Annotated in this window: 18 protein-coding genes; 13 read left to right on the forward strand and 5 right to left on the reverse strand. The window is 58.4% G+C overall.

The window, feature by feature from the left end; genetic code table 11:
• Positions 1-182: 182 nt before the first annotated feature.
• Together phoU and OKW43_RS06660 are read right to left on the reverse strand one after the other, a co-directional pair.
• Positions 183-890 (reverse strand): phosphate signaling complex protein PhoU, encoded by a 708-nt coding sequence (phoU, locus tag OKW43_RS06655; protein ID WP_187634294.1) that lies wholly within the window; start codon positions 888-890, stop codon positions 183-185.
• A 200-nt stretch (positions 891-1090) separates the two neighbouring features.
• Positions 1091-1543 carry a hypothetical protein gene (locus OKW43_RS06660; RefSeq protein WP_187634295.1) on the reverse strand — a complete coding sequence of 151 codons (453 nt, stop codon included), beginning with the start codon at positions 1541-1543 and terminating at the stop codon, positions 1091-1093.
• Positions 1544-1615: 72 nt separating this feature from the next.
• Here OKW43_RS06660 and OKW43_RS06665 point away from each other — a divergent pair, with 72 nt between their 5' ends.
• Entirely contained in the window at positions 1616-2083 is a 468-nt protein-coding gene (locus OKW43_RS06665; RefSeq protein ID WP_429447345.1) for a Fic family protein, read from the forward strand.
• On the opposite strand, the gene OKW43_RS06670 is transcribed toward OKW43_RS06665, so the two are convergent.
• The gene (locus OKW43_RS06670) at positions 2048-4024 is read right to left on the reverse strand and encodes a phosphatase PAP2 family protein (RefSeq protein WP_429446019.1); all 1977 of its coding nucleotides are present in this window, start codon (positions 4022-4024) and stop codon (positions 2048-2050) included. The two genes, OKW43_RS06665 and OKW43_RS06670, sit on opposite strands and share 36 nt — an antisense overlap.
• Positions 4025-4669: 645 nt before the next feature.
• Here OKW43_RS06670 and OKW43_RS06675 point away from each other — a divergent pair.
• The 3 genes from OKW43_RS06675 (at position 4670) to OKW43_RS06685 (ending at position 7422) form a co-directional block, all read left to right on the forward strand.
• The gene (locus OKW43_RS06675; RefSeq protein ID WP_187634296.1) at positions 4670-5326 is read left to right on the forward strand and encodes a peroxiredoxin; all 657 of its coding nucleotides are present in this window, start codon (positions 4670-4672) and stop codon (positions 5324-5326) included.
• A gap of 56 nt (positions 5327-5382) precedes the next feature.
• Positions 5383-6450 carry a rhodanese-like domain-containing protein gene (locus tag OKW43_RS06680; RefSeq protein WP_187634297.1) on the forward strand — a complete coding sequence of 356 codons (1068 nt, stop codon included), beginning with the start codon at positions 5383-5385 and terminating at the stop codon, positions 6448-6450.
• 354 nt (positions 6451-6804) lie between these two features.
• Positions 6805-7422 (forward strand): dihydrofolate reductase family protein, encoded by a 618-nt coding sequence (locus tag OKW43_RS06685; RefSeq protein ID WP_429447347.1) that lies wholly within the window; start codon positions 6805-6807, stop codon positions 7420-7422.
• Between the two features lie 36 nt (positions 7423-7458).
• Here OKW43_RS06685 and OKW43_RS06690 read toward each other — a convergent pair whose 3' ends face one another.
• A complete protein-coding gene (locus tag OKW43_RS06690; RefSeq protein ID WP_429446021.1) occupies positions 7459-8403 on the reverse strand; it encodes a LysR family transcriptional regulator in 945 nt (314 codons plus the stop codon).
• 122 nt (positions 8404-8525) lie between these two features.
• On the opposite strand from OKW43_RS06690, the gene OKW43_RS06695 reads away from it, so the two are divergent.
• Complete coding sequence (locus OKW43_RS06695; RefSeq protein ID WP_429446023.1) at positions 8526-9743, forward strand: FAD-dependent monooxygenase; 1218 nt, start codon at positions 8526-8528, stop codon at positions 9741-9743.
• Between the two features lie 486 nt (positions 9744-10229).
• Here the strand turns inward: OKW43_RS06695 and OKW43_RS06700 are convergent, their stop codons facing one another.
• A complete protein-coding gene (locus OKW43_RS06700) occupies positions 10230-10559 on the reverse strand; it encodes a hypothetical protein (RefSeq protein WP_187634299.1) in 330 nt (109 codons plus the stop codon).
• A 394-nt stretch (positions 10560-10953) separates the two neighbouring features.
• Between OKW43_RS06700 and OKW43_RS06705 the strand changes: the two genes are divergently transcribed.
• From OKW43_RS06705 to OKW43_RS06740, 8 genes are all read left to right on the forward strand, one after another.
• Positions 10954-12159 carry a TIGR03118 family protein gene (locus OKW43_RS06705; protein ID WP_429446025.1) on the forward strand — a complete coding sequence of 402 codons (1206 nt, stop codon included), beginning with the start codon at positions 10954-10956 and terminating at the stop codon, positions 12157-12159.
• A 60-nt stretch (positions 12160-12219) separates the two neighbouring features.
• The gene (locus OKW43_RS06710; protein ID WP_429447349.1) at positions 12220-12366 is read left to right on the forward strand and encodes a Tn3 family transposase; all 147 of its coding nucleotides are present in this window, start codon (positions 12220-12222) and stop codon (positions 12364-12366) included.
• A gap of 467 nt (positions 12367-12833) precedes the next feature.
• Positions 12834-14105: a phenylacetate--CoA ligase family protein gene (locus tag OKW43_RS06715; RefSeq protein WP_429446027.1), complete on the forward strand. Its 1272-nt coding sequence runs from the start codon at positions 12834-12836 to the stop codon at positions 14103-14105.
• Complete coding sequence (locus tag OKW43_RS06720; protein WP_429446029.1) at positions 14087-15391, forward strand: phenylacetate--CoA ligase family protein; 1305 nt, start codon at positions 14087-14089, stop codon at positions 15389-15391. The genes OKW43_RS06715 and OKW43_RS06720 overlap by 19 nt, the downstream gene beginning before the upstream one ends.
• Complete coding sequence (locus tag OKW43_RS06725) at positions 15388-16167, forward strand: amidohydrolase family protein (protein WP_429446032.1); 780 nt, start codon at positions 15388-15390, stop codon at positions 16165-16167. Before OKW43_RS06720 ends, OKW43_RS06725 begins: the two co-directional genes overlap by 4 nt.
• On the forward strand, positions 16154-16501 hold the full coding sequence (locus OKW43_RS06730) for a cupin domain-containing protein (RefSeq protein ID WP_429446035.1): 348 nt from the start codon (positions 16154-16156) through the stop codon (positions 16499-16501). Before OKW43_RS06725 ends, OKW43_RS06730 begins: the two co-directional genes overlap by 14 nt.
• A 39-nt stretch (positions 16502-16540) precedes the next feature.
• Positions 16541-17371, forward strand: a complete 831-nt coding sequence (locus OKW43_RS06735) for a hypothetical protein (RefSeq protein WP_429446037.1) — start codon at positions 16541-16543, stop codon at positions 17369-17371.
• A 31-nt stretch (positions 17372-17402) separates the two neighbouring features.
• The gene (locus OKW43_RS06740) at positions 17403-18392 is read left to right on the forward strand and encodes a hypothetical protein (protein ID WP_429446039.1); all 990 of its coding nucleotides are present in this window, start codon (positions 17403-17405) and stop codon (positions 18390-18392) included.
• Positions 18393-18406 lie beyond the last annotated feature (14 nt).

The following is an 18406-nucleotide window of genomic DNA, read 5'->3' on the forward strand; positions in this document are numbered from 1 at the left end:
GCGAGGGGCAGGCGAGTTGGCTTTATATGTCAGAAGAAGTCTTCGATTGAAGAAGATGTAAAGACATATCTAGCGAATGGCTTTATGCGTGCGAGCGCACGCTTCAGGTTCGCGACTCGCGCAGTTGTCAGTCCGTCTTCGCGACCGGTGCGCTCCCGGCTTCGTCCTGCTTTCGCGCTCTGTCATTGACCGAAGGCTTCGCGTTCGAGTTGTTCACGGGAAACGTGGCGCACGTCCTTGCCCTTGACGACGTAGATGATGAATTCCGCTATGTTCGTCGCATGGTCGCCGATGCGTTCGATGGCCTTCGCGATGAAGAGGTAGTCCAGTGCGCTGGAGACGGTTCGCGGGTCATTCATCATGGACGTCACCAATTTCCGTACGACTGCACGAAACTGGTCATCGATAGCGTCGTCGTCGCGGACGATTTGTGCTGCGGCACCGGTGTCGAGGCGCGCAAATGCATCAAGCGCACGGCGGAGGATAGTCATGGCCATCTCACCGGATAATGCGATTTCCGTGATATTGATGGTCGGTGCATTGTGGTCTTCAGCAATTCGTCGGGTCCGCTTCGCGACCTTCCGCGCTTCATCCCCAGCACGCTCGAGGTTCGTGACGGTCTTCGAGATAGCCATCAGCAGACGCAGGTCGCGTGCAGCCGGCTGGTACCGCGCAATAATGTTGACGCACTCTTCATCAACTTCCGCTTCGATGGCATTGAGTCGACGCTCGTCGGCAAAGATTCTGTCGACCAGGTCCAAATCGAGGTGGTTAAGCGCCTGCATCGCATTGACGACTTGCGATTCAACGAAGCCGCCCATCTCGAACACCTTGGACAATACGTGGTTGATGTCAGCGTCGAATCGACTGGAAAGGTGCTCGTCTGGCATCGGAATCCCCTTCAACCGCCCCGGCTATTTGCCTAATCGCCATTCGGTTTCGTGACCGCGGGGTTTCGTGACCGCGGTATCAGTTTAGGGTCGAGTCGTAGGGAACGGTGGTCGAAGCTCCACGGAACATGCAGGAGCATCCAGCGAAGCACAGCGGCGAACCCCGGTCCGCACGGCAATCCGCTCGGACCGTGGTACAGCTATGATTTTGCTGGTCGACCAGTCTTGACGGTTTCGACCGCAGAAACAGCTGCCAGCAGACCCTCGATGGTGGGCGCCGAGTCCAGCAAGAGCAGACCAGCGCGCAGAAGCTCGCCTTTTTTCACCGAGACGCCGGCGTCGAGACACTTCTGTTTCAGTACCGCGATTTTCTCGTAGTCGGACTTCGGCATCGTGAAGCTGTCGCGCACCACCTTCTCTTTCTTCGCGCGTTTCGCTTTCACCTCTGCTGCTGGACTGACTTGCGCGGCCTCAACGGGTTTCGCGCGCTTCTGTTTGTCGGCCTTCGTCGGAGCCGGCTGGGCATCTGGCGCTGCGGCTGCGGCCATACTCTTCTCATCCGCTGGCTTCTCATCGACTTTCGCATGGCCGTTGGCATTCTTCGGGAAGTGAAAGGCCTTCTTGGTCGGCTTCCTCACGCTGGGTTCACTCATGACCATCTCCAGACTGATTAACGGTATAAACAGTATATACCGTTAATTTGCGATTACCAGACTGCATTGGAGATGCGCCCTCGGGCCAGGACCATCAAGTTGTCCGCACAATCACGTCCCGGCAACGCAGCTTTCGTGCCGCCGCCGCCCGACGAGGTGTTGGAGTGCATGAGCAAACTCGAACTGTTTCTGCACGACCAGCCCCAAACGACGCCCGCGTTGGTCAAGGCTGCTCTTTCACATGTTCAGTTCGAGACCATCCACCCGTACCTCGATGGCAATGGCCGACTGGGACGTTTGCTGATCACTTTATTGCTATGCGAGCAGCAGGTACTGCGCGAACCGATGCTGTATCTCAGCCTCTACTTCAAATCCCATCAGCTACAACAGTTACATCGAGATCATGAACCGGGGCACCGAGCTTCCCGGGGCATAAGAGCGCCAATCAACAAAAAGTCCGCGATCTGCCCCGACGGAAGACCACCTGACGACAGCGCAGCCGGATCAAGAATCGATGCGCACCGACACGCCGGTCGATGAATAGATGGGCGTCGCCTTGTGGCCGTCGACCGTGATCGTCGTGAACTGCTTCGTCGTGCCATTGCCGTCGATCAGATCGATGGTGTCGCCGACCTTGGGCGCATAACCGTTCACCAATTTCACGTGTAGCGTGCCGCCGGCGATGGTCAACTGATTGCCAACGCGCAGATGGCCGGCGCCGTTACCGTCGATGTCGAGTTCGAGCGTCGTGCCGGCGAGCTGCGTGTACTTGCCGGCGATGGACACGGGCGAAGACGCAGCAATGGTGACGCCGCCCGCTCCCACATACACGTCGCCCGTGCCGAACGCATTCGGGGAATCGGCCTCGAGCACACCGCCGCTGACCTGGGAACCGCCCGACCAGCTGTTGTTGCCGCCGAGCTTCAACGTACCGCTACCCTGAAGCGTCAACTTCCCAGCACCCGATATATCGTTGCGCCACAGATCCGACGAGTTGAATCCGCCTTGGGACGCATCCATCGAAACGATGACGCTGCCATCGAACGCACCGTATCCGTCCCCGGCTGCGAACATGTTCAGGCGGCCCCAACCTTCCGCATCATCCATGACGGGATAGCCGGAAGGCAGCTCGGTCGTTTTGAGCACCACGCGGCGCTGGGCAGCGCTCAGATACGGAAAGCGCGTCTCCAGTAACACTTCCGCACCCTTCGGCACGACGGGAGGCGCATTGGTGGATTCGATCGGAGCGAAGCCGAACGTCATACGGCGAGTGAAATCAGCTTTGTTCGTTGCATAGTCGGCGAAGCGGTCCGTCGCTGTCGTGCCGGAGTGGGCGAAAGCAGCGAAGGTCGTCGAATTGGTGTTCGTCGATTGCATCAGCGCTGCGTGCGCCTGGCTAAATGCGCCGCTCTTCAACGTGGCGTTGTTCGGATCGGAAAGATTCGCAGCAGTCGCTGCAAGCGCAAACATTCGACCAGAAATGACGTCGAGCGGCGAATGCATACCGGCGAAAATGCGATTTTCGCCAAGTTCGAGGCCGCGGCTTGCCATCTCCTGGAACCGCTCCGGCAGCACGTAGGCCATCGTCATCGCGTCGCGCATGGCCTCCGCCTCGTGACCGCTGATATATCCGCCATCGGTCGAGGGTGTGGTGCTCTCGGCAGGCACCAGAGTCGGATCTACCACGACACTCGTGCTCCAGCGGTATGGCCGCGCGTATTTGTAGAAGCGCTTGGCCGGCTCGGTGGACGCGTTGTTGCCCATGTTGTTGAGCAGGTCGACAACCTGGCCGAAATTGGTGTTGCCGCCACTGCTGCCGACGCCGATGTTGTTGCCGCTGTCGTTGTACAGAACCGTCGTTGCATTCGCCGGAATCGACGTAATCGTCGTGGTCTGCTGCGCCGCCGCGCGCCACGCACCGGTGAGCGGTCCCATGCCATCGGTCACGCTATAACCCTTGCCGCGCCGGTCGTCGTAGTAGGCTGCATCGGCCTGTGCCTGAGTTCGGTTGGTCGTTTCGGTGACCACGAATTGAATGTTTGCAGCATGGACGGCGCTGTTCACGACAGCCCCACCCGGCGTGCCGTCATTCGGTAGTCCAGTCCACGTGGACTGCACGACAGCCGGAAAGGAACCATTGGCGGTGGCGGACACGCCCGCGTCGACAATCTCGGTCAACGGTTGCCAGATGTCGAGGAATCGCGAGACGACACGCACACCCGCATTCGTGGCGAGCGTTGCATATCTCGCATCGCCGCGCTGGTTGGTCGCAATCGTGTCGACGAACGCGGGCACGTCGGGGATTGCTGCGTTGTCGACAAAACGGGGGTCGGCAGGGGGCGCCGGGATCGAGGCCGTCGCCGTCGAAGTATTCGAGGCCGTCGGCGTAGGAGAATCATTGCTACCACCGCACGCGGCGAGTACCGCAACGCTTGCGAGCACCGTGAGTCGCAGCGGGAAAGGAACGCGAAAATGACGCATGACGTGGCTTTGTTGTGGTTGTCAGTGGCGTCGGATTGTGCGGGTCAATTATGACGGCATTGTTGCGAGTTATTGCGCGATATCGGATATTGTGGCGCCTTTCGCAGTAGCGGACGACCGTATCGCGCGAGCTTAAAACCAACCTTTTACCGTCGCCACTCGCCACACGACAAACATGACGAGGCCTACCGACGCAGCGGTCAACAGAATGGGCTCAATGGAGCGCAACAGTTTCTTCATATCGATGTAGGCAAGTGTCGACGGCAGGCTACGCCCGCAACCTTAACAACCGCTTATCCCGTTTTCGAATAGCGGGGCGGACTGGACGACCGAACGGTCTGATCAAATCACGGCCCGGTAAATCTGTGCGCTATCGCACACACGGCGGCGCGTGCAATGTCCATGATTTACCGATAGGCGTCATTCCCTGAAACATGGTCCGGCTGTGGCCCGCCGGGACCGATTTCGACGGGTATCGACATGGGTTGGCGCGTAACGCGCTATATTTGAAGTCTCACTGCGCGATGCGGCGATGCACTGCTTGCCGCGCGAGCAATCCCCGAGATTATCCGGGCCCGTGTTGGACCGTTGCAGACAGGCCTCGCTCGGGTCTTCCGCTTAACCACGACTTCACAGGACGGCAATATGTCACTTCGTATCAATGACGTCGCGCCCAATTTCACCGCGCGCACCACACAAGGCACCATCGATTTCCACGACTGGATCGGCGACCAATATGCGATCCTGTTCTCTCACCCGAAAGACTTCACGCCGGTTTGCACGACCGAACTGGGCTACATGGCGAAGATCGAGCCGGAGTTCACCAAGCGCAACGCGAAGCTGATCGGGTTGTCGGTCGATCCGGTCGAAGACCACGAAAAATGGGTCGCGGACATCGAGGAAACCCAGGGCGCCACAGTTAAGTACCCGATGATCGGCGACACCGATCTCGCGATCGCCAAGCTGTACAACATGCTACCGGCCGACGCGGGCGACACTAGCGAGGGCCGCACCGCCGCGACCAACGCGACCGTGCGCTCGGTTTTCATCATCGATCCCGACAAGAGGATCAAGCTGACCCTGACCTACCCGATGAGCACCGGCCGGAACTTCGACGAAATCCTGCGCGCGCTCGATTCCATCCAGCTCACCGCGAAATACAAGGTCGCCACGCCGGCCAACTGGAAGCAGGGCGAAGACGTGATCATCACGTCGGCTGTCAGCAACGAAGAGGCGCAGCAGACGTTCCCTGGTTTCAAGACCATCAAGCCGTATCTGCGCACCACCAGGCAACCGGGTTGATAGGTGTGGCACGGCGGCCGTTTGCGGCCGCCTCGCCGATTTTCCGAGGGATACCGATGATTTTTCGTCAGCTGTTCGATCCTGTTTCGTCCACCTATACGTACCTGCTCGGCGACAGCGGCGAGGCGGTGCTGATCGACCCCGTCTACGAACAGGTGCCGCGCGATCAGGCGCTGCTGCGCGAACTGGGCCTATGGCTGCGCACGACGCTCGATACCCACGTGCACGCCGACCACGTAACCGGCGCATGGCGCATGCGTTTGCGTTGCGGCAGCGAGATCGCGCTTGCCGCGGTCGTCGAGGCGAAAGGCGTGACGCGACCGCTCGCGCATGGGGATCGGATCGACTTCGGCACGCGTCATCTGAGCGTGCGCGCAACGCCTGGCCATACGAACGGCTGCCTGACCTACGTGCTCGACGATCAGAGCATGGCCTTTACCGGCGATAGCCTGCTGATTCGCGGCTGCGGCCGCACCGATTTCCAGCAAGGCAGTCCGCAGCAGTTATTCGCGTCCGTGCGCGAGCAGATCCTGTCACTGCCGGACGACTGCCTGCTTTATCCCGCACACGATTATCGCGGCATCACGGTGACGAGCGTGAGCGAGGAGCGGCGCTTCAATCCGCGCCTGGGCGGCGATGTCGACGTCGGCGATTTCGCCGGGTATATGAACAACCTGAATTTGCCGCACCCGAAGCAGATGGCGGTCGCGGTGCCCGCAAACATGCGTTGCGGGCAGCCGGAAGGCAGCGCCGCAGTTGCGACCGAAACGCCGGACTGGGCACCGTTGACGCTGCGCTTTAGCGGCGTGTGGGAAATCGAGCCGATGGCGCTGCTCGAGCATGGCGCGGCGCTTCAGATCGTCGATGTGCGCGAGGCGCCGGAGTTCATCGATCGTTTGGGTCATTTGCCCGGCGCGAAGCTGGTGCCGCTGTCGCAATTGACAGGGCGGCTCGATGAACTGGATCGCGAGCGGCCGGTGGTCGCGGTGTGCCGCTCCGGCGTGCGCTCGGCTCAGGCGAGCGTGTTGCTGACGAAGGCCGGGTTCGGCAAGGTGGCGAATCTTGCCGGTGGGATGCTGCGGTGGAGGACGGAGGGGCTACCGGTTGCGTCGGATAGTGTTTGAAGGTCGTCGTCGAGTTCAGGATCGAACCGTGTACGCCGGTCGCATAGGCGAGACCATGTAATGTCAGGCGGCATTCGCTGACACCCATCGGCCATCGAACGACATGCCACGGGCGGCCGGACGTTACGCCGGCTGCTATGTCCGCATCACTGTGTCGGGCGATCTTCCGACCATGCGCTGGCGAGTGGTGCGCGCCTTCACACCTGCGGCGCAGGCACCCGTGGGTCCAATCATTCTGCGCCAATCGAGCCATACTCGCTCGCGCGGCTTTCGCCAGGACGTCGATTGTCGATCCGCACCCGATTCGTTCGTCGTATTGATGAACCGATTGGGTTCATTGACCGGGAGCACATCATGCGCAAGCACATCGTTTCCATGTTCGTCAGCCTGGATGGCGTCACTCAATCCCCCGGGGCGCCCGACGAAGATGCCAGTGGCGATTTTCGCCTGGGCGGCTGGACCGTGCCGTACGCCGACGAAGCGATCGGCGCAAGTGTGCGTGATTTGCTCGCGCAGCCGTTCGAGTTGCTGCTAGGGCGTTGCACGTACGACATATTCGCGTCTTATTGGCCACATGTGCCGGCCGAATCACGCAGCCGCGGCATTGCCGACCGGTTCAATCCGGTCCGCAAGCACGTGGCCACGCATCGATCCGATTCGCTCGATTGGCACAACAGTCATGCGCTGCAGGGCGATCTTGCCGATGCGATACGCGCGCTAAAACTTCAGGACGGTGCCGATCTGGTGACGTTCGGCAGTGGCGACATGGTGCGCCAACTACTGGCGGCGGGCCTCGTGGATGAACTCCGGCTTCTGATTTACCCCGTCATTCTCGGGCGCGGCAAACGTCTGTTCGGCCACGACGCACTAGCGTCCGCCTTCACGCTGGCACACGTGACGAGCACGCCCGGCGGCGTGCTCGTCACCCGCTACACGCGTGACGGCGAGGTGCGAACCGGAGCGTTCGAGTAAGCGCGAAGCTTCGGTTCGGCGTTTTCAAACAGAGTCCTACTTCTTCCTCACGTCCCGCGCTCGCCTGCCACTCGCCGCCGTATCCGCGAACAGATCGATCACGACCTCGCGCAGCCAGCGATTGCCCTCATCCTGGTGGACCCGCTCGTGCCACAACAAGTGGATCGGCGCGGCGGGCAGCGTCATCGGCAGCGCGCTCAGGCTCAGCGAGAACGGCGTGGCCAACTCCAGAGCGAGGCGCTCGGGCACCGTGGCGATCAGATCGGTCCGTTGCAGGATGTAGCCCACGCTCATGAAGTGCGGCACCGTCAGTCGCACCTGACGCCGCACGCCGCGTCGTTTCAGCCACTCGTCCACCTGACCGTGGCCGGTGCCGGCCGACACGACCACCAGATGCTCGGCTTCGCGCCATGCGGAAAGCGTCAGCGGGGCGTCCTCGAGTGGGTGGCCGCGTCTGAACAGACAGACGTAGCGCTGATCGAACAGGCGCCGCTGATAGAAACCCCCCTTCAACTGCGGCAACAGACCGATCGCCAGATCGACGCGGCCGTCGGCCATCTCGTTGCTCAGGTTGACGCTCGTATTGCGGACTGTATTCATGGCGACGCCTGGCGCGACGCGCGACAGTCGTTCGAGCAGTGCCGGCAAAAACACGACTTCGCCGATATCCGTCATACCGATCGTCATCGTTCGCATCGCGCGCAGCGGATCGAAGCCCGTCACCGGATTGAGCGCGACGTGCAAGGTGGCGAGCGCCTGCGAGACCGGCTCCGCGAGACGCTGCGCGAACGGGGTAGGAACCACACCGCCCGGCGCCCGGACGAACAGCGGATCGCCGAGCAGGCGGCGCAGCTTCGCGAGCGCGTTGCTGACGCCTGGCTGGCTCATGTTCATTTGCTCGGCGACGCTCGCCACGCGCCGCTCCTGCATCAGCCGCTGGAACAGCAACAGCAGATTGAGATCGAGATCGTTCAGTTCCATGAATCCGGCATGACCTAGGGTCATTCATTTCAGTGATGAAGGAGATTCATTTCATCTTATTGAGCAATGAAGGTCTAGTGCTGAAAATACCGACACGATAAACCCCATACGGAGACACAATCATGAGTGGAATGGATCTGAGCATCGCGATCGTCGGCGCGGGCATCGGCGGCCTTACGCTGGCGCTCGCGCTACGCGAACATGGCATCGATGCGCAACTCTACGAGCAGACCGACGAGTTGCGCGAGGTGGGCGCGGCAGTCGCACTGTCGGCCAACGCGACGCGTTTTTACGAGCGCATGGGGCTACGCTCGGCGTTTGCGAACGTGTGCGCTGAAGTACCCGGGCTCATCTATCGTGACGGCCGCAGCGGCAGCGTCATTGGCCATCATCGCGGCATGCCCAGCTATCGCGAACAGTTCGGCGGCTCGTACTGGGGCGTTCATCGCGCCGATCTGCAGGCTGTGCTGTCGGAGGCGGTCGGTCTCGGGCACATCCAGCTTAGCCATCGGCTGGTCGATCTCGTGCAGCATCCCGATCGCGTGAGTCTCGCGTTCGACAACGGTCGGCGCATCGACGCCGATCTCGTGATCGGCGCCGACGGCGCACGCTCGATCACGCGACGCTGGATGCTCGGCTACGACGACGTGCTGTATTCCGGTTGCTCGGGCTTTCGTGGCATCGTGCCGGCCGAGCGCATGGAGCTGTTGCCCGATCCGGACACGATCCAGTTCTGGGTCGGACCCGGCGGCCACCTGCTGCACTATCCGATCGGCGACAGGGGCGATCAGAACTTCCTGCTGGTCGAGCGCCATCCGTCGCCGTGGCCGTCGCGCGACTGGGTCATGCCGTCCACCGAAGGCGAGCAACTGCGCCTGTTCAAGGACTGGCATCCGGCCGTCGTGCAGATGATCACGGCGGTGCCGATCAGTCAGCGCTGGGGCCTGTTTCACCGTCCGCCGCTTGGCCGCTGGAGCAAAGGTCGCGTGACGCTGATCGGCGATGCCGCGCATGCGCTCGTGCCGCATCACGGTCAGGGCGCCAACCAGTCGATCGAAGATGCCGTGGTGCTGGCGGCGCAGCTGGCCACGGCGGGCCCTGGCAATTGGCGGGAAGCGCAGGAAGCCTACGAGCGTCTGCGCCGGGGCCGCACGCGCAAGGTGCAGTTCGCGTCGATCAGCACCGCGGACGTGCTGCATCTGCCGGACGGGCCCGCCGCGCAGGAACGCAACGCGCGGCTAGCGGCGCGCGACAGCATGCTGCATCACCTCGACTGGATTCACGATTTCGACGCGCTCGCGCAAGAGCCGAGCGAGCGGCAAGGGGGCACGTGGCTTTGAGCCTCTCCATGAGGCTTCGATAGGGAGGTGTTGGCCGCACGCTGATGCGAGGCACCGCTCTGCAGAACGACGCGCGCGTTAATGCGTCAATCGACGCGGTGCGGGCGGAATCGGGTTAGGCATCCGCAAGAACGAACGAGTATTTTTCACGAGCTGTCTCTCCTTGCAGTCAAACCCGCTTCGAAAGACTGGTTGGCGTGTGGCAGCCGCTAGCGCGACGCGCGTACACGGTCTATATCATCCATCCGCCGGTCCTCGTCGCCGTCGCGTTGACGTCGTGCTGCGATACTTTTCGCCGGAGACCCGGCGCGTCGTTCCCATTGGTGAAATGTCGAATACGACAGCATGGACCTTGTAGATCGGTCGGATCAACTTGCGCCTGCAATCCGGGGAACTGGGCGCCGGTCACAATTACACTGGCGGCCGCGCGATTTGAGCGCTCTATGCTTGCGCTGAGTCGCGGCTGATCGTCATTTTTACTGGCTGTTAATGGCCGGCCGGCGACACCACGCTCGGGGTCGCCAGCGTGTTGTTGGTCTTAGGAGCGGGGCCGTTGTAAGTCGCCGAGTTGCTGTCGTTGCTCGGCAGGCCCGAGTTCGGCGCCTTGGCGCCCATGCCCGCGTCCGAGTTCGTGGTGCTTGGCATGCCGTAGCCGCCCGTCGTCGAACCGTTCATCTGGTTCGACGGGCTAGCCGTGCTGCCAGCAGTGCCAGTCGAACCGCTGCCGCTTTGGCCCCCGGCCGCCTGCGCATATGCGCCGCCCGACATCGCGAGTGCGGCGATGGCCGCGACTAATGTGATGGTTGCCTTGCTCATGATCCGCCCCTCCTTGATTGGACTGGAAGATAGACGCAGACAGTGACCGCCTGCGCTACATGGAGGGCCGCAATCACCGTGCCGCGTGTCCTGATCCTGACAGAAACGACCTGCGTCGCAGTGAGCCGCTTTCGTTCGCGTCTGGCAGATCAAACGCAGTCGCTCGCCTCACGCAGGTCACGTCGTCAATGGCGCGCTTACACTTTTTGGGCCGCGCGTATGGAATAGTCATGCCTCGTGTTCGTTGCGTACCCATTGCTTTTATCCGAACGAGAGCAGCCATTGCCGCCGCACGAAATCTCCCGCGAAATAGGCCCCTCTGCACCGGAATAAACCCCGCATCGTCCTCGTTCACTGACCGTTATGTCTTCTGGGCAGCACAAGGAGTACGGTCATGAAGTCTCTACTCGCTGTATTCGGCGTCGTTGCATGCGGCGCGGCCATCGCGACTCTTACATCATGCGGCGGCGGTGGCTCGAGTTCGAGCAGCGCAAGCCCGCCCCCGCAGTCGTCGTTCACAGCGACGGCCCTCGTATCAGATGGCGCGGTGTCCGCTGCCCACACCGACGCAAATCTGAAAAACCCTTGGGGCGTCGCCTTCAATCCCAAAGGTTTCGCCTGGGTCGCGGACAACGGCACCAATGTCGCGACGCTGTATGACGGCAATGGCGTACCGCAATCGCTGGTCGTCACGATACCCAACGGCAAGAACGGTTCGGCGTCGCCCACGGGCATCGTTTTCAACGGAACACAAAGCTTCCGCGTCACCGAAAACGGCAAGTCTGGCGTCGCTGCATTCATCTTCACGGGCGAAGGCGGCACCATCACCGCGTGGGCGCCCGCTGTCGGGCCGACCAATGCGTTCGTCTTGTACGACGATGGTACGGGTGGCGCCGTCTATAAGGGTCTCGCGCTCGCCGCGATGAACAACGGCAACTTCCTTTACGCGACCGACTTCCATAACAACAAGATCGACGTCTTCGATAGCTCCTTCACCAAGGTGGCGATGCCCGGCGCCTTCACGGACCCGGAAATTCCAGCCGGCTTTGCGCCGTTCGGCATTCAGGCGATCGGTTCGAATCTGTTCGTCACCTACGCGATGCAAGACGCAGCTAAGCACGACAATGTCGCGGGCGCGGGACTCGGCATGGTCGATGTATACGACACCGCGGGCAACCTGAAGCAACGCTTCGCGACAGGCGGTCCGTTGAACGCGCCGTGGGGCATTGCTCAAGCGCCCGGGAACTTCGGCTCGATGAGCGGCGCAATACTGATCGGCAATTTCGGCGACGGCATGATCAACGCGTTCAATGCATCGAACGGCCAGTCGGTGGGGCAGATCAATGGGCCGAACAGCAGTCCGATCGTCGAACACGGCGTGTGGGGCATCGCGTTTGGCAACGATCTCGACAATCAGCCTTCCAACACGCTCTTTTTTGCAGCGGGCCCGAACGACGAAGCCGATGGCGTCTACGGAAGAATCGATCTGAATGCAACGTCGAGCTCAGGCACGGGCACGGGTACAGGCGCGGGCACAGGCGCGGGTACAGGCGCGGGTACAGGCGCGGGCACGGGCGGAGGGATGAGCATGGGTATGTAGCGCCGGGCCTTCCTGGCTCCTGGTCAGACCGGTGTCGGGAATCATATCTTCGTGGCGATCATGCTGTGGAACACCGTCTATCTCGAGCGCACCGACCCCGCGCTGCGAGCGCAGGGCGGCACCGTTGACGACGCCCTGCTCAAGCACGTCGCGCCCGTGCATTGGAACCACATCATCCTGACTGGCGACAGAACAAGCGCGTCGTGAAGGGCGGATTCCGGCCGCTACGCCCCTTTCCTTCGCCCGCCTAACGTACTTTGGCGCCCCTTTCGTCGAACGCCCCCAGCTTGGTGCGAAATACGAAGCGTCCTATCCGGGCAATATCACATTTTCATTTCAGGATAAACCTATCTGGAAGATAGGTTTATGAGATGAAATTATATGCTTAAATTGACCAAAGCTAATGTTAACGGATCTGTGACTCAAGCATTCGGAATAAGTGATCCTTAATAAAATCAATAGACCTCCATGATTTTTTACATAACAAGGATTGCGCATTACCAACTTCGGTACGCAACCAAGTAATATGTCAGGATGAAGAAGAACCGATCAGATAAAAAATAGTGCTATTTAATCAGGATTCGAAAATTTATCAAAACCCATCAAATTGACTAGATTTCATTGAGCACCCGCAAGTGTACCCTGTACACTCGTTATCCCAATCGAGGCATGGAATGCAATCTCAGCAGATTTCAGACACAGTGCTAAATGCATATCGCAAGACCGAGCTTTATGCTGCCAAGTTCAAGAAGATTATTGGTGAAGGAAAGTCATTCACTTTTGAGGATTTACCTTTTACGACAAAAGACGACTTGCAGAGATCCTTTCCCTACGGCGCGTTAGGCGTGTCCCTTGTAGATGTTGTCTCGTACCATGAGTCATCCGGAACGAGCGCCGGCAATCCCGATCGATCGTCGCGGTGCCCGTCCTTCTTTACAAGCAAGGACTGGAATGGTGATCTATCGAAGAGATTTCCAGATTGGATAAAACTAGGAAAGCAGGATTCCGTGCTGGTCTCGCTTCCTTATGCATTCACTTCGTCAGCTCACGCGTTCCATCAAGCTGCGCAAAAGGCAGGCGCTATGGCGATAGCAGTCGATTTGGGTAGTCACTATAGCAGCTTGAGGCGACAACTCGACCTGGCGATGAGACTCCAGCCGACGGTATTGGTTACGTCGAACCCGTTTCTTTTTTCGACGCTCGCGATGAAAATGCGAGTCGACGACACTGCGTTCGAAAAGATTCGTCATATCCAACTTTGCGGTAGCGCAGTCTCCCAGTCGGCAATGCGCAAAACCGCCGGTTTATATGGAGCAGACTCGGTTGCTCAAACTTATGGGATGTCCGAATTTGGCGCGATTACCTTTACGGCAACCTGCGGCGAATCACATGTCTACGACGACAGCTTCTATGTAGAGATCATCAACCCGAAAACTGGTAATCCGCTTGTTGGTGAGCCGGGTGAGATCGTGATTACGACGATCAGCCGGGAGGGTTCACCTCGTATTCGATACAGGACTGGGGACATTGGTCGTCTCGATACGTCAATCTGCGGTTGCGGCTGCCCTTCGCCCCGCTTGAAGGTGAGTGGGCGCTTGAGCCAGTTAGCGTTGCTTGGAGAAAGCCGGCTGCTACCGACGGATGTCGAGCAGATTATTTGCGGGTTTGAAGAGACAACCGGGATGTTCAAACTTGAACTGCTTGACGAGAACGCTCGTAAGGGAATGCTAAGCGTCGATGTCAGGAAAGGCGTGAACAGCGACGATCTACGCTCTAGGATCCAACAGAAATTTGCAATCCTCTTTGATGAATTGACGATAGAACTAAAGGAAGTCGGTGCCACATTTGAGGCAGTCTTTCGACGATCGGAAGGTATCTCGCTCAAGTCGCTGCAAGACTTTGCACGCCCGAACGGCGGAGAGGACGCATGGCTGGTAACCTATTAAATCCGGCGCGAGAGTCGGATTCGCTTAATAGACTGCGTCAGCTTGCTGAAAGCGCGGCGCGCTCTTTTACCTTCTACCGACGCCTTTACGAAGGAATCAACCTTCAGGGAATCAAGTCGTCTATCGAATTGCCGTCAATCAACAGGCAAGCAGTAGTGACAGATGGTTTCTTGCTCCACGACGTATGGCTAAAGCGACCACCCTTCTACTTCGAGACAAGTGGCTCAACGGGCGATGCCTTTCCGGTGCTCCCTGATCTCGGGCGCGATCGGGTGGAAGCTTTTGGGGACTTCATTGATTCGTGGATGAAGCTAAGGAACGACCAGATAAGAGTCGCAATGGTTGCTCTGCCCATGGAGATGAACCCGATGGGGCTCAAGTATGTGCTAGGCCTCCAGCACTTGGGGATATCGGTGATTCCTGCGGGGGTGCGAAACTTCCTTGCGCCACCGAGCAAGGTTGTAGACCTATTAATGCGTCGAGAAGTGCAACTGATAGTTGGCAGGCCACTGGAAATTATCAGATATGCCGAAGCGATTGAGGATGAGGGCGGAAATCCCGCGGGGTTGGCTGTCCGCAAGATCTTCGTCACTGGAGAGATTCTTTCGAGGCGAAAGTGGCAAAGAATTTCGGAACTCTACGGTGGCGCGGAGGTGTACTCGACGTACGGGCTAACCGAACTGGATGGTGGACTCGTTTCCTGTCCTGAAGGAAAATTCCATATTCCGAAGAATTCGCTCGGCATGTACGTTGAGCTCATCGATGACGAATCGCGAACTGTCGTGAGACCGTCTTCCCAAGGCGAAATTGTTCTGACCAATTTGAACCCGCAACCGATGCCGCTGATCCGCTATGAAACCGGCGACCTGGCGGTGCTTCACGAGGAATGTAGTTGTCACCTCGGCACGCCTAGTTTAGAGGTCCTCGGCCGTGTCCTTGATCGGGCTGACGTCGGGGGGAAATGCGTCCTCCCTATTCAGATAGAGGAAGCGGTGCTCGGCGATCGCCGGATCAGCGCCGAACTCATAGCCAACGTGTGGCAAGACAACTTGCACGTCTTTGTTGAGCAGCGTTCCAGTGAGCGTGTCGCTCGAGCAGAAGTGGAAAGTCAGATTTTCGAGCACGCCGGGGTGCACGCGAAGGTCACCGTTTGCGAACGTGGTCATCTCGCAGACAAACTGGGTATCGCGAAAGAAAAAGGTGGCCGCTTCAGATTCGTGGACACCCAGGAAGAGTTCACGAACCTACCTAAAGTCAATTTTGTTGACAGGAGTCTCACCGCATGATTATCGATGCACATGCTCATCTCGGTTCATCGCCCATGAGCAACATAGCGTTTTACCTGAGAAGCATGGAGCGTTCAGGTACCGACATGACGATCGTCGTACCTGGCGACAAGGTGCATGGCGACCGTCTCGCAGATTTCATGCGTGGAGACGAACCACTGATCAGCCTTGAGCCCGCTAATGAGCTTATCCTTGAGGCTGTCACCGCTCGACCCGACAAGTTCTATGGTTTTGTCGAACTGAACCCTGAATTCAACGACGTTGATAGCTTGGTTGAGGAGTATCTGTCGCATCCCAACATTGTCGGATTCAAGTTAAATCCCCTTATTGCTCGACTGTCATACAAGAACCCTGAGGTGCGGAAACTGTTTGCGTTCTGCGCGGACAACGAATTGCCGATATACACCCACCTTCTTATGGTGCCGCAAGCGTCACTGGATGCTTTAGCTGGAATTTATGACAGTTACCGTCCCCCATTGATCATTGGGCACATGGGATTCGCTTCGTCTGATCACGCCGCGGTCGAATTTGCGTCCGAATACGAGCAAGTCTATCTGGAGACGTCCACGGGCGCCTTGCCAGCTATACGGACTGCGCTACGTAAGCTCGGTCCGGAACGATTGCTTTTCGGCAGCGAAGGGCCGTCTCACAGTCAGAACGTTGAGCTTGCCAAGATCAGAGAACTCGATATTTCCGATCTGGAACGTGAAGGCATCATGGGCAGAAATGTCCAAAATCTGATCAGTGCCAAGGAGGCGGCCAGTGGAGGCGCTTAATGACATGCATTTGATTGTCAGAAATGTGCACGGTGAGCCGAAGGCTATCAAGATTTTGTATGAGACCTTGGATTGCATCGCCTTCCGGAACACCATGGACGTGGGTGAGCATCTGAAGGAGGAACGCCACGACGTGGACGAAATAATTTTTCGGGTGGCGGGCACTACTCAGCATCGCGTAGGTACGGACGATTTTATCGTCCGTCCGGGTGACCATGTGAAAATCCCTCGGGGAACGTTGCATTCGTGTGTCGTGGTCGGTAATGCGGCTGTCGATCAGGTGACGGTGCTGGTCCGCGGCGCAATCCCAGGTTCGTTTTTCACAGAGGGATAATCGTACATGGTGGGAAGATATGCGACTAACCACGATTCGTTGGCAGCGATCGTCGACGACATGTTGGTTCATGAGAACCTAGTCGATCGGGTAATAGAAGCTTTTTCGCGCTTTATCAAGCGCGTGGAATTCGATACCGCAAAAAATATCGTTGAAAATAAGCTGTTTTTCGAAGCAGCAGATCTGTGGGAAAAGTTTAGTCAAGGGGTTGGTGCGACTTGCATAGAGCAGGCCGAGATGTTGGAGTCGCTCCTGCGTAATGGAGGCATAGACTGCCAGATTGTCCACGCCGACGTTACCGACGTCAGACAGCAAGCGCTGAAATTTGCCTTCATTAGTTTGGTTCACGTGCCGGTGAACGAGGATCGATGGATGCTGTTGGACCCTGTTAGGAAGACCTACTACGACTGCAACTCTTCCGGTGGAGCGTGGACGGGAAACGGCGAGGTCCAATTCGTCACCTCGGCCGACAACGAGTACACCTTTGACCGGTACGTCCGTGGGGAGGTCGTGTGGCGCGTGCGGGTGGATAGAAATCTACCGCGCGGATTCAGACGTGAACGCCTGAGGCGGCTTGTTGAAGAGTTGAATGGGGTGTCCCCGTACGGATTCATCGCGCCGCTCTTTGCCGAGGAACATCACGAGCGCGCGATCTTTTTCGATCCTTATGCCGAAGAGGTGCTTTTGCGGCAGGGTGCAGAAACGTATAGGTTGGATGTTGCCGACTGGGAGCGCGATAGCAAATGCGCGTGGCTCGGATCTCGCGTGGAAAAAGTCTGGCCTGCGATTAAACAGATGCGTAGCGCCCCACCCCAAGCGTACGCGGATATGCAGACAAAAATGCAAGGCGAGTTTTTTCAGCGGCTTTGAGTGTCAGCAATCTCATACGAGGAGTTGGGCGATGCCACCTGTAGATTTAGTAAAGTACGATCGTGACGTGTTTGACCGACGCTTTATGAATTGTTGGCGTCGGCAGGCGATGGTGGGGCTGAAAGACAGAGACGTTCCAGTTGAATTGTTGTTTTTCAGATCGCTCGTTTCGACTGATCAAATCTTCGAGCAGATGGTCAAGGAGGGAAGACGTCGGTATGAGTTCACGTCTAGGTTCCTGGACAATTCGGACCTTAAGCAATTGGGAGTCAGCCAAGTCATGCTGGAACCCGAGAGGCCGACTGATATCGTCACGATCGCTGAAAGCGCGTGGAGCGTTGACAACGTAGTGCTTCTAGCGGGGGACGTCTTCTACTTGCCCCACTGCCCCGAATTCCGGCAGAAGCATACCGAACACATGGTAACCTTAGTCGGTCGTCGTGACGGCGATTGGAGTATCGTAGATGATGACGCGGACGGCATCTTGTGCGGCTACTCATATCCGGATCGAGTCGTTTTCGATTTCTTTGAAAACTGCACGATGAAGCGGATGAGACAGTTTTCGGTCGGAAAATCTCCAGCAAATGCACGCGGTGACTTCGCGAACACGTTCCTCAGTGTGGTCAGCGATTACACCGACTCGCTTTGGTTCATGAATCAATTCGAAGCATATCTGCAATACCCTTTCTCTTCGCGAATCGAAAAGTCGGAAAGGTTGCGAGATTTTTTTTCTATTTATTCGGGGTCGCGTAACAGCTTCGCTCAGTTCTGCAAGATTTTCCCAGAGCTTGGCCCGTTGGTGAACGTGATGGAAGACATAAGCCGGCAAGCTCACGCCACGCAAAAGCGAATTGCTGGCAAGGGTGGGGATTTCGAGGGCGACGACGCTACCGTCTCATTCGCGTCCGGATTATTCGATGAAATCGCACGCGTTGAGCGATACGTGAAGACGTTCTTGACGGAACTAGCGAGCTTAGACAGTCGCCCGGATCAGCAGGGCGTTCAGCAACAAGTTATATGAAACGTCGAAATTTC

Origin of the sequence: Paraburkholderia sp. WC7.3g (assembly GCF_050436345.1) — a bacterium.
Taxonomy (GTDB): domain Bacteria; phylum Pseudomonadota; class Gammaproteobacteria; order Burkholderiales; family Burkholderiaceae; genus Paraburkholderia; species Paraburkholderia podalyriae.

Coding starts and splice junctions, on each gene's coding strand:
- OKW43_RS06690 (WP_429446021.1), bottom strand. CDS start 8,403: ATGGAACTGAACGATCTCGATCTCAATCTGCTGTTGCTGTTCCAGCGG.
- OKW43_RS06715 (WP_429446027.1), top strand. CDS start 12,834: ATGCAATCTCAGCAGATTTCAGACACAGTGCTAAATGCATATCGCAAG.
- OKW43_RS06665 (WP_429447345.1), top strand. CDS start 1,616: ATGCGCCCTCGGGCCAGGACCATCAAGTTGTCCGCACAATCACGTCCC.
- OKW43_RS06695 (WP_429446023.1), top strand. CDS start 8,526: ATGAGTGGAATGGATCTGAGCATCGCGATCGTCGGCGCGGGCATCGGC.
- OKW43_RS06680 (WP_187634297.1), top strand. CDS start 5,383: ATGATTTTTCGTCAGCTGTTCGATCCTGTTTCGTCCACCTATACGTAC.
- OKW43_RS06660 (WP_187634295.1), bottom strand. CDS start 1,543: ATGAGTGAACCCAGCGTGAGGAAGCCGACCAAGAAGGCCTTTCACTTC.
- OKW43_RS06705 (WP_429446025.1), top strand. CDS start 10,954: ATGAAGTCTCTACTCGCTGTATTCGGCGTCGTTGCATGCGGCGCGGCC.
- OKW43_RS06710 (WP_429447349.1), top strand. CDS start 12,220: ATGCTGTGGAACACCGTCTATCTCGAGCGCACCGACCCCGCGCTGCGA.
- OKW43_RS06725 (WP_429446032.1), top strand. CDS start 15,388: ATGATTATCGATGCACATGCTCATCTCGGTTCATCGCCCATGAGCAAC.
- OKW43_RS06670 (WP_429446019.1), bottom strand. CDS start 4,024: ATGCGTCATTTTCGCGTTCCTTTCCCGCTGCGACTCACGGTGCTCGCA.
- OKW43_RS06700 (WP_187634299.1), bottom strand. CDS start 10,559: ATGAGCAAGGCAACCATCACATTAGTCGCGGCCATCGCCGCACTCGCG.
- OKW43_RS06675 (WP_187634296.1), top strand. CDS start 4,670: ATGTCACTTCGTATCAATGACGTCGCGCCCAATTTCACCGCGCGCACC.
- OKW43_RS06685 (WP_429447347.1), top strand. CDS start 6,805: ATGCGCAAGCACATCGTTTCCATGTTCGTCAGCCTGGATGGCGTCACT.
- OKW43_RS06740 (WP_429446039.1), top strand. CDS start 17,403: ATGCCACCTGTAGATTTAGTAAAGTACGATCGTGACGTGTTTGACCGA.
- OKW43_RS06720 (WP_429446029.1), top strand. CDS start 14,087: ATGGCTGGTAACCTATTAAATCCGGCGCGAGAGTCGGATTCGCTTAAT.
- phoU (WP_187634294.1), bottom strand. CDS start 890: ATGCCAGACGAGCACCTTTCCAGTCGATTCGACGCTGACATCAACCAC.